This is a genomic window from Pseudomonas sp. PI1 (genome assembly GCF_000812405.1).
GTDB classification, from domain to species: domain Bacteria; phylum Pseudomonadota; class Gammaproteobacteria; order Pseudomonadales; family Pseudomonadaceae; genus Pseudomonas; species Pseudomonas citronellolis.
In genome coordinates, this window is record NZ_JWMC01000103.1 from 1 (window position 1) to 13,019 (window position 13,019).

Consider the following 13,019-nt stretch of genomic DNA (forward strand, 5'->3'; position numbering starts at 1 on the left):
ACGGTGAAGTTGGCGAACAGGCTCAGGCCGCGCGAAGCGTCGCCGTCGTGCGCGGTGACCTGCTGCTGCGCCACCACCCACCAGCCGTGCTTGCTGCCATGGGACTTGAAGGCGTTGCCGGTCAGCGCCTGGGGCTGGCCGTTCACATCCTCGTAGACGTCGTCGGCCTTGGCGGTGCTGTAGTAGTAGCCCAGGCGGTATTCGCCCGGCAGCCCGCCGACCTTCGGCGACCACACCAGCTCCACCGGCAGGATCGCGCCCTTGGTGCCGCTGCCGCTGAGCTTGAAGCCGTTGCCGGTCTCCAGGTTCGAAGGGTTCTGCTCGTAGGCGCCGACCTGCACGAAGAACTCCGGGCTCAAGTTGTACTTCACCCGCAGCGCCCACTGCGCCACCGGCCAGTTGTACCAGATGCCGCCGACCCAGTTGCCCACCTGCGAGCCGCAGAAGGCCAGGTTCTGGAAGTCGCAGGGGAAGCTGTTGAAGTCCTCGCCCTCGCCGAACTGGCCGACCTTGATGTCCAGGGCGTCGTCGAGGAAGGTCTGCTTGTACCACATCTGCGTCAGCCGCCAGGTCTGGCCGCGGCCCCAGACTTCCTGCACCGAGCTGAGCTGGCCGGCGCGCGGGTCGCTGAGGCGGTCGTTGGACAGGTTGTTGCCACTGCGCTCGGTCACCGTCAGCTGGAACTCGGCGCCGTGCCAGCCGAGGATCTTCTGCAGGTCCAGGTGGGTGCCCAGCGCCCACTGGTCGGTGTAGCGCGCGGTCTTGTCGTCGTTGTAGCCGCCGTGCAGGTTGCCCGCGGCCTCGCCGACGTAGTCCAGCTTGAAGTCGTAGCCCTTCTCCAGCAGCTCGCTGCGGGTGCCGCCCCAGTCCCCCAGGCCCCATTTCGAATCGGCGGAGAAGGCCTCGTCGGCGCAGGCCAGGCCATTCAGGCCGACGGCGCCCAGGGCGAGCAGGCAGCCCAGGGCGGGCCGGATCTTGTTGTTCTTATGCATTGCTGACGTCCTCGTTGGTGAAATGCCTTGCGGCGTTCAGTGCTTGTGCCGGGCCAGCGGGGTGACCTTGGCCTCCCCCGCCCCGCCCGGGGCCTTGCGCAGGCGCTCGCCGCTGCCCGCGTCGAACAGCAGTACCCGCGCCGGGTCCAGGTGCAGTTGGAGGGTCGAGCCCAGGGCCGGCGCGGCGTCCGGGGCCAGGCGGCAGCAGACCTTGGCGCCGTTGAGGGTGACGAAGGCCAGGGTGTCCGGGCCGGTGGGCTCCAGCACCTCGACCTCGGCGCGCACGTCCACCAGGCCGTTGCCGTTCTCGGCCACGCCGATCTGTTCCGGACGCACGCCGAGGATCAGCTCGCGGCCCTCGGCCACTTCGGCGTCCAGCTCCAGCGGCAGCTCGCAGCGGTCCTGGCCGCTGTCCAGCAGGCCGACCAGACGGCTGCCCTGGCGCTGCACGCGCAGCGGGATGAAGTTCATCGGCGGCGAGCCGATGAAGCTGGCGACGAACAGGTTGGCCGGGTCGTTGTAGATCTGCTGCGGTGTGCCGAACTGCTGGACGATGCCGTCCTTCATCACTGCCACCTTGTCGCCGAGGGTCATGGCCTCGATCTGGTCGTGGGTGACGTAGACCGTGGTGGTCTTCAGGCGCTGGTGCATCAGCTTGATCTCGGTGCGCATCTCCACCCGCAGCTTGGCGTCGAGGTTCGACAGCGGCTCGTCGAACAGGTAGATCTTCGGCCGCCGCGCCAGCGCCCGGCCCATGGCCACGCGCTGCTGCTGGCCGCCGGAAAGCTGCGAGGGCTTGCGCTGCAGCAGGTGCTCGATCTGCAGCAGCTTGGCCACCCGCGCCACCTCTTCGTCGATGGCGGCCTGGGGCAGCTTGCGGATCTTCAGGCCGAAGGCGATGTTCTCGCGCACCGTCATGGTCGGGTACAGCGCGTAGGACTGGAACACCATGGCGATGTCGCGGTCCTTCGGGCTCATGCCGCTGATGTCGCGGCCATCCACCAGGATGGCGCCGCCGCTGATGTCCTCCAGGCCAGCGATGCAGTTCATCAGCGTGGACTTGCCGCAGCCGGATGGGCCGACCAGGATCAGGAACTCGCCGGACTCGATCGCCAGGTCGATGGACTTGAGGGTGTCCGCCAGGCCGCTGCCGTAGGACTTGTGCAGGTTGCGCAGTTCGAGTGTTGCCATGTCCGATTACCCCTTGACCGCGCCGGCGGTCAGGCCGCGCACGAAATACTTTCCAGCCAGTACGTAGACGATCAGCGTCGGCAGCGCGGCGATCATCGCCGCGGCCATGTCGACGTTGTATTCCTTGACCCCGGTGCTGATGTTCACCAGGTTGTTCAGCGCCACCGTGATCGGCTGGGCGTCGCCGCTGGCGAACACCACGCCGAAGAGGAAGTCGTTCCAGATCTGGGTGAACTGCCAGATCAGGCAGACCATGACGATGGGCGTGGACATCGGCAGGAGGATGCGCGTGAAGATGGTGAAGAAGCCGGCGCCGTCGAGCCGCGCGGCCTTCACCAGGGCATCCGGGATGGCCACGAAGTAGTTGCGGAAGAACAGCGTGGTAAAGGCCAGGCCGTAGATGCAATGGACCATCACCAGGCCCGTGGTGGTGTTGGCCAGGCCCAGCTTGCCGAGGGTGAAGGACATCGGCAGGAGGATCACCTGGAACGGCAGGAAGCAGCCGAACAGCAGCGCGCCGAAGAACAGCTGCGAGCCGCGGAAGCGCCACATGGACAGCACGTAGCCGTTCAGCGCGCCGATGAAGGTGGAGATGAGCACGCCGGGGACGGTGATCTTCACCGAGTTCCAGAAGAAGTCGCCCACCGCGCCCCAGGCCTTCACCCAGCCGATCAGGGTGAACACTTCCGGCAGCGCCAGCAGGTTGCTGTTGCGGATGTCCTCGGGGCTCTTGAAGCTGGTCAGCAGCATCACCAGCAGCGGGATCAGGTACAGCGCCACGGCGCCCCAGAGGGTGGCGTGGACCGCCAGGCGGCCGAGGCTGGGCTTGAAGGTCGCGTCACGCATGGCGCTTGCCTCGCAGTTCGGAATACAGGTAGGGCACGACGATGGCCAGCACCGCGCCGAGCATCAGCATCGCGCTCGCCGCGCCCAGGCCCATCTGGCCGCGGGTGAAGGTGTGGGCGTACATGAACATCGCCGGCAGGTCGGAGGAGTAGCCGGGGCCGCCGGCGGTCATGGCGGCGACCAGGTCGAAGCTCTTGATGGCGATGTGCGCGAGGATCATCAGCGCGCTGAAGAACACCGGGCGCAGGCTCGGCAGGACGATGCGCAGGTAGATGGTCGGCAGGCTCGCGCCGTCCACCTGGGCGGCGCGCACGATGGCCGGGTCGACGCCGCGCAGGCCGGCGAGGAACAGCGCCATGACGAAGCCCGAGGCCTGCCACACGGCGGCGATCACCAGGCAGTAGACGACGCGCTGCGGGTCCACCAGCCAGTCGAAGCGAAAGCCCGTCCAGCCCCAGTCGCGCAGCAGCTTGTCCAGGCCCAGGCCGGGGTTGAGCAGCCACTTCCAGGCGGTGCCGGTGACGATCATCGACAGCGCCATGGGGTACAGGTAGACCGTGCGGATGAAGCCCTCGCGGCGGATGCGCTGGTCCAGCAGCACGGCGAGGAACACCCCGAGCAGCAGGCAGATGACGATGAACAGGCCGCCGAACAGCAGCAGGTTGCGGCTGGCCACCCACCAGCGGTCGTTGTCCCACAGGCGCAGGTACTGGCCGAGCCCGGCCCAGCTGTAGCTGGGCATGAAGCGCGAGTTGGTGAAGGACAGCAGCAGCGTCCAGCCGATGTAGCCGTACACGCAGACCAGCACCACGAGCATGCTCGGGGCCAGCACCAGTTTCGGCAGCCAGCGCTGCAGGCCGTCGAGCAGCGAGGCGCGCGGGGCCGCCGCGGGGGTGAAGGTGGGGTTTTCTGTCGCCATGGGTCTTCCCGGGTGCGAGTGAAGCCGTCCGGGCCATGGCGATGGCCCGGAGTGGGTCGGCTGGGAGTGGGGCGGCGCCTGGCGGAAGGCGCCGCGCGGCTTACTGCGCCGCCGCCTCGATGGCCGCGTAGAGCTGCTGGGCAGCCTTCTGCGGGTCCGCGGCGGGGTCGTTGAAGAAGTTGGTCACCACGTCGAAGATGGCGCCCTGCACGTAGCTGGAGGCGGCCATGCTGTGGGCCATGCTCGGCACCAGGGTGCCGGCCGCGGAGGCCGCCTTGAAGTCCTTCATCGACTGCTGGGCGCAGGCGTCGAAGGGCGCCATGTCGGCGTCCAGGCGCACCGGGATGGAGCCCTTGGCCAGGTTGAAGTCCTTCTGGAACGCCGGGTCGAGCACCGCGCGCGCCAGGTCTTCCTGGGCCTTGCGGTTCTCGGCGTTGCTCAACTTGAACATCACCAGGGAGTCGATGTTGTAGTCGAAGTCCTTCTGCGTGCCGGGGAACGGCAGGCACTGGTAGTCCTTGCCGGCGACCTTGTTGGCCGCGGTGAATTCGCTCTTGGCCCAGTCGCCCATGATCTGCATGCCGGCCTTGCCGTTGATGACCATGCTGGTGGCGACGTTCCACTCGCGCCCGGCGGCGTCGGCGTCGATGTAGCCGCGCAGTTTCTTCAACGCGCTGAACACCTCGACCATCTGCGGCCCGGTGAGGGTGGCCTTGTCCTGCTCGACGAAGGCCTTGCGGTAGCCGTCCGGGCCCATCTTGCTGAGCACCAGGTTCTCGAACAGGGTGCCGTCCTGCCAGGGCTGGCTGCCGTGGGCCAGGGCCACGAAGCCGGCGGCCTTGAGCTTGTCGGCGGCGGCGAAGAACTCGTCGAGGGTGGTCGGCGGCGTGGCGCCGGCCTTCTTGAAGACCTCGGGGTTGATGTACAGCCAGTTCACCCGGTGCACGTTGACCGGCACGGCGACGTAGTCGCCCTGGTACTTCATGACCTGCGCCACCTGCGGCGGCAGGAGTTGGTCCCACTTGCCCTCGGCGGCGACCTGGTTGAGGTCGGCGAGCAGGCCGAGCTGGCCCCACTCCTGGATGTCCGGCCCCTTGATCTGCGCGGCGGCCGGCGGGTTGCCGGACACGGCGCGGGTCTTCAGTACGGTCATGGCGGCCTCGCCACCACCGCCGGCGACGGCGAAGTCCTTCCAGGTGTGGCCCTTGGCCTGGACGAGTTTCTTCAGGGTTTCGGCGGCGCGTGCCTCGCCGGGGGAAGTCCACCAGTGCAGGACTTCGACTTCGCCGGCGTGGGCCGGGGCGGCGAGATAGAGCGAGGAAAGACAGACAGCGGCGGAAAGGCGGCGGAGCGCATTCATGGGGGAGGACCTGTTCTTGTTATTCGGGGCAAGTCTGCGCTTGCGGTAGTCCGAGTCTATCCAAGGCATTTCCTGCTCCGGGTAACGAAGGGATGGAGGATTGTCACGGGGTGGTGACATTTGGGGTGGCTGGGTTGGGGTTGATTTGAAGAGCCAAGAGCCCCTCTCCCTAACCCTCTCCCTGAAGGGAGAGGGGACTGGTCCTGAGCGGCTATATGTCCTGAGTCATCCTGATAGTCGAATGTTGCCGGCGAGCGCCATCGCCTCGCTTCACTCCGAGCTGCCCCCTCTCCCGTCAAGGAGAGGGGCTGGTCCTGAGGGGCTATATGTTCGGCGTCATCCTGATAGCAAGGTGTTGCCGGCTAACTCCATGATTGCAGCCCGCGCCGAACGGCCCCCTCTCCCTTCAGGGCGGGGCGCGCAGCCGAGGGATGGGGAGAGGGTTGCGAACTTGAATCGAGCGCCAAGCGTATCGCCTCCAGCACCGAATCCATCCTCAACAACACGTCATGATTCCAGAACCGTAGCACCTGGAAACCTCGGGCGCAGAGCCAGGCGTCTCGCTCCAGATCGGAAGCAGAGCCCAGGTGCTGGCCGCCGTCCAATTCGATCACCAGCATTCTTTCCAGGCAGATGAAGTCGACTATGTAGTGGCCTATGACTTTCTGGCGCCTGAATTTCAGGCCCATGAAGCGGTAGGCGCGGAGTTGTTGCCACAGGGCTCGTTCAGCGTCGGTCTGGTCTTTGCGGAGTTGGCGGGAGAAGTCGCGGTATGACGGCATCCTTGATCTCCTTTTTTGTGAGATCAGGGAAGTTACTCGGCCTTGGTTGAAGAGCCCCTCTCCCCAACCCTCTCCCTGAAGGGAGAGGGGGCTGTCCTCTTCAAGGCGCAATCATGGAGCACGCCGGAACCTTCTGAGCTGAGTAAAGGAAGCGTCTTTACTCGACCACCAACCTCGGCAACCGCAAGGTCACCCGCAGCCCCCCTTCCCGCCTGTTCTGCAAACTCACCTCCCCGCCATGGGTATGCGCGATATTCCTCGCGATCCCCAACCCCAACCCATACCCCTGCCCCCGCTGCGACAGGCGCACCCGCGGTTCGAACACCTGCTCCAGCCGCTGTTCCGGCACCCCGGGCCCCTCGTCGTCGACGTGCACGAGCAGCGCTTCCAGGCCGTCCTCGACCTGCACCTGCGCGCGCTCGCCGTACTTCAGCGCGTTGTCCAGCAGGTTGCCGATGCAGCGGCGCAGGGCCAGGGGCTTGCCGGGATAGGGTTCGCCCGCCTCTCCCAGCAGCTTCACGCGGCCGTCGGCCAGGTAGGGGCCGGCGACGTGCTGCAGCAGCTGGTTGACGTCCACCGGCTCGATGTTCTCGTGGATGTCGGTGTCCTTCACGCATTGCAGGGCGCCCTTGACCAGCAGTTCCAGCTCGTCGAGGTCCTGGTTGAGCTTGTCGCGCTGCGGCTCGTCGTCGAGCAGTTCGACGCGCAGGCGCAGGCGGGTGATGGGCGTGCGCAGGTCGTGGGAGATGGCGCTGAACAGCTGGCCGCGCTCGCTGAGGTAGCGGTCGATGCTCTCGCGCATGGTGTTGAAGGCGCGGCTGACTTCCACCAGCTCGCGGGCGCCGCGCTCCTCCAGCGGCGCCGCCGGGCTGCCCAGGGCGACTTCGCGGGCGGCGCGGGCCAGGCGTTTCAAGGGGCGGCTCTGCTGGTGCACCAAGAGGCCGGCGAAGAGCAGCAGCAACAGGCTGGTCAGGCCGATGGAGAGCAGTTGCTGCGGCTGCAGCGCCTCCGGCTCCAGGCTGACGTAGGGCGCCGGCATCAGGCTGGCGATGTAGAGCCATTCGTTCTCGCCGATGCGGATCTGCGTCACCAGCACCGGCGGGTTCACCGGCTCCAGGGTCAGCGCGTAGTGGGCCCAGGAGCGCGGCAGTTCCTCCAGCTTCAGCTGGCTGTTGAACAGGCGCAGGTCGTCCGGGGCGACGAACTCCACTTCCAGCTCCACGTCCTTGCCCAGCTTCTGCTGCAGCACGTCGCGGACGATGTCCAGCACCGCCTGCTTGTTCGGCGTGTCCGGCAGGCTCTGCATCTGCAGCGGGCGCTCGTTGAGCGAGACGAAGAAGCGCGTGCCGCCCATGCTGCGCAGCTGGTCCAGCACCAGCGGGCGGTAGCCGATGGGCAGCGAGCGGAAGTAGCTGACGCTGGCGGCCATGGAATAGGCCAGGCTGCGCGAGCTGGTGAGCAGGCCCTCGCGCTGGCTGGAGCGCAGGTGCGAGAGCCAGAACAGGCTGGACAGGCCCTGGGCGACGAGGATCGCCAGCAGTGTCAGCAGCAGCATGCGCCCCAGCAGCGAGCGCGGGACCAGCGGCCAGCGCCGCCGCTCGCCCATCACAGCCCCAGGTGCGGGCGGACCTGCGCCGCCAGCAGGTAGCCGCTGCCGCGCACGGTCTGGATCAGCCGCGGCGCCTTGCCGGTGTCGCGCAGGCGCTGGCGCAGGCGGCTGACCGCCATGTCGACGATGCGCTCCAGGGGCATTACTTCTCGGCCGCGGGTGGCGTTGGCGATGGTGTCGCGGTCGAGGATCTGCTGCGGGTGGTCGAGGAACAGCTTGAGCAGGGCGAAGTCGGCGCCGCTGAGGAAGAACTCCTCGCCGTCCTCGTGGAACAGCCGGTGGCTGACCGTGTCCAGGCGCCAGTCGTCGAAGGCCAGCACCTCGCCGCCGCGCACCTGGGTGAACTGCGCGCGGCGCAGCAGGGCCTTGATCCGCGCCAGCAGCTCGCGCGGGCTGAAGGGCTTGCCCAGGTAGTCGTCGGCGCCCAGCTCCAGGCCGATCACCCGGTCGGTTTCGTCGGAGCTGGCGGTGAGCATGATCACCGGCATGCAGGCCAGGCGCTGGTGCGAGCGGATCCAGCGACACAGGCTGAAGCCGTCCTCGTCGGGCAGCATCACGTCGAGGATGGCCAGGGCGGCCTCCTCTGCCAGCAACGCCTGGCGGAAGGCCGCGCCGTCGGCGGCGCTGCGCACCTGGAAGCCGGCGCGGCTCAGGTAGGTTTCCAGCAGTTCGCGGATTTCCTGGTCGTCATCCACCAGCAGGATGGATTTGGCGGGTGCGTTCACGGGGCATCCCTTGTTGTTGTTCCAGTGGTTGCCGTTGGTCGTTCAGGCGTTTGCCTGCAGCGCCTGCTCCAGGGCCACGCCGGCGCCGAACAGGCCCGGGTGGCTGGCAGTCATCACCCATACCGGCACCTGGCTCAGGTAGGGGCCGCTGGTCTTGCCGCGGGTGCAGAAGGCCTCGGCGAAGCCGCTGCGCTGGAAGCGTTCGAGGAAGCGCGGGACTATGCCGCCGGTGATGTACACGCCGCCCAGGGCGCCGACCGTCATCACCGCGTTGCCGGCGACCCGCGCCAGCCACACGAAGAAGTGCTCCAGTACCGCGTCGCAGTAGGCGTCACCGGCCAGGGCGCGTTCGCCGATCTGCGCCGCGGAAAGCGCCAGCGGCTCGATGCCGTCGACCTTGCAGCTGGCCTGGTAGATGTTCTCCAGGCCGCTGCCGGAGAGCGCGCGCTCGGCCGAGACGTGGCCGTACTTCTCGCGCAGCTGCTGCCAGATGGCGAAGTCGCGCTCGCCGGTCACCGGCAGGTCGACGTGGCCGCCCTCGCAGGGCAGCACGTCCCAGCCGCCGCCGGGCAGCGGCACCAGGCTGCCGACGCCCAGGCCGGTGCCGGGGCCGATGATCAGCTTGGCGCGGCCCGGCAGGGCCTGGCCGTCGCGCACCTGCACCAGGTCCTCGCCGCCCAGGCGCGAGGCGGCCCAGGCCATGGTGCTGAAGTCGTTGACCAGCAGCAGGTGGCTCAGGCCCAGCTCGGCGCGGAAGGCCTCGCGTTTGATGACCCAGTGGTTGTTGGTGAAACGGAAGTCGGCATCGCCCACGGGCCCGGCGCAGGCCAGGCAGACGCTGTGGATGGCGCCGAGCGGCTGGCCGACGCGCTGCAGGTACTCCAGCACGGCGTCTTCCGGGCGCGGGTAGTCGGCGCAGGCCAGCACCTCGATGGCCTCCAGGCGCTGTTCGCGCCAGAGGGCGAAGCGGGCGTTGGTCCCGCCGATGTCGCCGACCAGCGCGATGCCGGTCGGTGCTTGGGATTTGTTGTTGGAATTCATCGCAAGCTCGGGCAACTGAAAGGTTTGAGCGGGTTCCGGGAGGCGAATGCTCCGCCAAGCATAGCCCCTACCGCAAGCGTTCCAGCTCGGCGGTGAAGGCGCAGGCGCCCTGCTCCGCGGAACTGAACGACTGGCGCATGAAGGCGAACAGCTCGCGGCCCATGCCGCTGCCGTCGTCCTCGGGCAACGGCGCCAGCGGGCGGGCCTGCCACTCGGCGGCGTCGACCAGCACGCGCAGCTCGCCGCTGGTGCCGTCGACGCGCACCACGTCGCCGTCGCGCAGGCGCGCCAGCGGGCCGCCGGCGCTGGCTTCCGGGGACACGTGGATCGCCGCCGGCACCTTGCCGGAGGCGCCGGACATGCGCCCGTCGGTGACCAGCGCCACCTTGAAGCCGCGATCCTGCAGCACGCCGAGGAAGGGCGTCAGCTTGTGCAGCTCGGGCATGCCGTTGAAGCGCGGGCCCTGGAAGCGCACCACGGCGACCAGGTCGCGCTCCAACTCGCCGGCCTTGAAGGCCGTGGCCAGGCTGGCCTGGTCGTGGAAGATGCGCACCGGCGCCTCGACCACCTGGTGTTCGGCGGCCACGGCGGAAACCTTCATCACGCCGCGGCCGAGGTTGCCTTCCATCAGGCGCAGGCCGCCCTCGGCGGAGAACGGGCGCGACAGCGGGCGCAGGATGTCCTCGTCCAGGCTGTCGGCCGGGCCCTCGCGCCAGACCAGCTTGCCGCCGTCGAGGAAAGGCTCCTGCAGGTAGCGGCGCAGGCCCTTGCCGACCACGGTCTGCACGTCTTCGTGGAGCAGCCCGCCGTCGAGCAGTTGGCGGATCAGGAAGGACATGCCGCCGGCGGCCTGGAAGTGGTTGATGTCGGCCTGGCCGTTGGGATAGATGCGCGCCAGCAGCGGCACTATCTCAGAGAGTTCGGCCATGTCCTGCCAGCTCAGCTGGATGCCGGCGGCCTGGGCGATGGCCAGCAGGTGCAGGGTGTGGTTGGTGGAGCCGCCGGTGGCCAGCAGGGCCACCACCGAATTGACGATGGCGCGCTCGTCGATGACCTCGGCCATGGGCACGTACTGGCCGTTCTCCGGGGTCAGGCGGCTGGCCTGGCGCGCGGCCTCGCGGGTCAGCTCGTCGCGCAGCGGGGTATTCGGGTTGACGAAGGAGGCGCCCGGCAGGTGCAGACCCATCACTTCCACCAGCAGCTGGTTGGTGTTGGCGGTGCCATAGAAGGTGCAGGTGCCCGGCGCGTGGTAGGAGGCCATCTCCGAGGCCAGCAACTGCTCGCGGCTGGCCTTGCCCTCGGCGTAGAGCTGGCGCACCGCGGCCTTCTCCTTGTTGGAAATGCCGGTGGGCATGGGCCCGGCGGGGACGAACACCACCGGCAGGTGGCCGAAGCGCAGCGCGCCGATCAGCAGGCCGGGGACGATCTTGTCGCACACGCCCAGGCACAGCGCGGCGTCGAACATGTTGTGGGACAGCGCGATGGCGGTGCCCATGGCGATCACGTCGCGGCTGGCCAGGGACAGCTCCATGCCCGGCTCGCCCTGGGTCACGCCGTCGCACATGGCCGGCACGCCGCCGGCGAACTGGCCCACCGAGCCGATCTCGCGCAGGGCGTCCTTGATCAGCGCCGGGAAGCGCTCCAGCGGCTGGTGCGCCGAGAGCATATCGTTATAGGCAGAGACGATACCGACGTTGGCCTGGTTCATCAGGCGCAGCGCCTGCTTGTCGTGCTCGCCGCAGGCGGCCACGCCGTGGGCCAGGTTGCCGCAGGGCAGCGTGCCACGGTGCGGGCCCTTGGTGGCGGCGGCCTTGACCATGGCGAGGTAGCGCTGGCGGGTAGCGGCGCTGCGTTCCTGGATGCGACGGGTGACTTCGAGCACGCGCGGGTGCATGGCAGCATTCTCCTGCAGACTAACGATTGTTGTTTTTACAACATAATCATCGGTTAAAGGATATTTACTTTTGTTTGACGAAAAAATTTAATGGTTTTTACCACAAAAACACAAAAGAGACGACCTCCATGACCATTCGCCTGGCGATCAACGGGTTCGGCCGCATCGGCCGCAACGTCCTCCGCGCCCTTTATACCGCCGACTACCGCCAACAGCTCGAAGTGGTGGCCATCAACGACCTCGGCGACGCCGCCATCAACGCCCACCTGCTGCAGTACGACAGCGTCCACGGGCGCTTCCCCGGGCAGGTCGAGCACGATGACGAGAGCCTGACGGTGAACGGCGACCGCATCGCCGTCACGGCCCTGCGCGACCCGGCGCAGCTGCCCTGGAAAGGTTTGGACGTCGATATCGTCCTGGAGTGCAGCGGACATTTCACCCAGCGCGACAAGGCCGCCGCGCACCTGGCCGCCGGCGCGCGCAAGGTGATCGTCTCGGCGCCGGGGGCCGGCGTCGACGCCACCATCGTCCATGGCGTCAACCACGAGCTGCTGCGCGCCTCGCACCAGATCATCTCCAATGCCTCCTGCACCACCAACTGCCTGGCCCCGGTGGCCCAGGTGCTGCACCGCGAGCTGGGCATCGAACAGGGCCTGATGACCACCATACACGCCTACACCAACGACCAGAGCCTGTCCGACGTGTACCACGGCGACGTCTACCGCGCGCGCTCGGCCACCCAGTCGATGATCCCTACGCGCACCGGCGCCGCCGAGGCGGTGGGCCTGGTGCTGCCGGAGCTGGCCGGCAAGCTCACCGGCCTGGCGGTGCGGGTGCCGGTGATCAACGTCTCGCTGGTGGACCTGACCGTGCAGGTCGGCCGCGACACCACGGTCGAGGAGGTCAACCAGTTGTTCAGGATAGCCAGCCAGGGTTCGCCCATCCTCGGCTACAACAGCCAGCCGCTGGTCTCGGTGGACTTCAACCACGACTCGCGCTCGGCCATCTTCGACGCCAACCACACCAAGGTCAGCGGCCGGCTGCTGAAGGTCATGGCCTGGTACGACAACGAATGGGGCTTCTCCAACCGCATGCTGGACAACGCCCTGGCGCTGTGGCGGGCGCCGGCCTGAGGCGCGGCGGTGAACGCGGTTATCCGCCGTTGGCCCGGAACACCGTTGCGACGGCCAACGACGGGGCCCCTGTAGGAGCGGGCCCTGCCCGAGATTCGCGCGCAGGGCGCGCTCCTACAAATGGGTCCGGAGGTGGGCATGACGTAGGAGCAACTGTCTTGCCGGCTACACCGCGAGGCTCTTCGTAAGCGGATCTTATCCGCGAACCGCGCCGATATACCCGGCTATCGCGGACAAGGTCCGCTCCTACGCCCGAGCATCCCCGTAGGGCAGATAACCGCTGGCCTAGCGGTATTTGCGCCGCCCCTGCGCCTGCAGCACCAGCAGGCGCATGTCGGCCTCGGCCAGCACCGCCAGGCGTTCGGGCTTGTCGAGTTTCTTCCAGGCCTTGACCTCGGCGCGGCTGCGGCCGCAGCCGCGGCAGATGCCGTCGTCGAATTCGCAGACCTTGATGCAGGGATCTTTCACGGGGCCTCCCGATGGGTCGCGCACACCTCCACCATGGGGATATGCCGGGCCTACTTGAA

The 13,019-nt window shown here is 67.8% G+C and carries 12 protein-coding genes; 1 reads left to right on the forward strand and 11 read right to left on the reverse strand.

The annotated features are described in order from the left end of the window. The 10 genes from RN02_RS31045 to edd form a co-directional block, all read right to left on the reverse strand. Positions 1-992 (reverse strand): carbohydrate porin (locus RN02_RS31045; RefSeq protein WP_043319319.1); only part of this gene is annotated, 992 nt, incomplete at its 3' end. A gap of 36 nt (positions 993-1,028) precedes the next feature. Continuing rightward, positions 1,029-2,183: an ABC transporter ATP-binding protein gene (locus RN02_RS31050; RefSeq protein ID WP_043319321.1), complete on the reverse strand. Its 1,155-nt coding sequence runs from the start codon at positions 2,181-2,183 to the stop codon at positions 1,029-1,031. A gap of 6 nt (positions 2,184-2,189) precedes the next feature. After that, positions 2,190-3,029: a carbohydrate ABC transporter permease gene (locus RN02_RS31055; RefSeq protein WP_043319323.1), complete on the reverse strand. Its 840-nt coding sequence runs from the start codon at positions 3,027-3,029 to the stop codon at positions 2,190-2,192. Next, complete coding sequence (locus RN02_RS31060; protein ID WP_051878441.1) at positions 3,022-3,948, reverse strand: carbohydrate ABC transporter permease; 927 nt, start codon at positions 3,946-3,948, stop codon at positions 3,022-3,024. Before RN02_RS31060 ends, RN02_RS31055 begins: the two co-directional genes overlap by 8 nt. 100 nt (positions 3,949-4,048) lie before the next feature. Then, the gene (locus RN02_RS31065; RefSeq protein WP_043319325.1) at positions 4,049-5,308 is read right to left on the reverse strand and encodes an ABC transporter substrate-binding protein; all 1,260 of its coding nucleotides are present in this window, start codon (positions 5,306-5,308) and stop codon (positions 4,049-4,051) included. Positions 5,309-5,670: 362 nt separating this feature from the next. Then, positions 5,671-6,090 (reverse strand): endonuclease domain-containing protein, encoded by a 420-nt coding sequence (locus RN02_RS31070; protein WP_043319327.1) that lies wholly within the window; start codon positions 6,088-6,090, stop codon positions 5,671-5,673. Positions 6,091-6,247: 157 nt separating this feature from the next. Further along, the gene (locus RN02_RS31075) at positions 6,248-7,696 is read right to left on the reverse strand and encodes an ATP-binding protein (protein ID WP_043319330.1); all 1,449 of its coding nucleotides are present in this window, start codon (positions 7,694-7,696) and stop codon (positions 6,248-6,250) included. Continuing rightward, positions 7,696-8,424 (reverse strand): response regulator, encoded by a 729-nt coding sequence (locus RN02_RS31080; protein ID WP_043267606.1) that lies wholly within the window; start codon positions 8,422-8,424, stop codon positions 7,696-7,698. The genes RN02_RS31075 and RN02_RS31080 overlap by 1 nt, the downstream gene beginning before the upstream one ends. Positions 8,425-8,466: 42 nt before the next feature. After that, complete coding sequence (locus RN02_RS31085; RefSeq protein WP_052267971.1) at positions 8,467-9,465, reverse strand: glucokinase; 999 nt, start codon at positions 9,463-9,465, stop codon at positions 8,467-8,469. 67 nt (positions 9,466-9,532) lie between these two features. Continuing rightward, a complete protein-coding gene (gene edd, locus RN02_RS31090) occupies positions 9,533-11,359 on the reverse strand; it encodes a phosphogluconate dehydratase (RefSeq protein ID WP_043319332.1) in 1,827 nt (608 codons plus the stop codon). 128 nt (positions 11,360-11,487) lie between these two features. Here edd and gap point away from each other — a divergent pair, with 128 nt between their 5' ends. Continuing rightward, the gene (gene gap, locus RN02_RS31095; protein WP_043319334.1) at positions 11,488-12,492 is read left to right on the forward strand and encodes a type I glyceraldehyde-3-phosphate dehydrogenase; all 1,005 of its coding nucleotides are present in this window, start codon (positions 11,488-11,490) and stop codon (positions 12,490-12,492) included. Between the two features lie 285 nt (positions 12,493-12,777). Here the strand turns inward: gap and RN02_RS31100 are convergent, their stop codons facing one another. Continuing rightward, positions 12,778-12,960 carry a DUF1289 domain-containing protein gene (locus tag RN02_RS31100; RefSeq protein ID WP_009620910.1) on the reverse strand — a complete coding sequence of 61 codons (183 nt, stop codon included), beginning with the start codon at positions 12,958-12,960 and terminating at the stop codon, positions 12,778-12,780. Positions 12,961-13,019 lie beyond the last annotated feature (59 nt).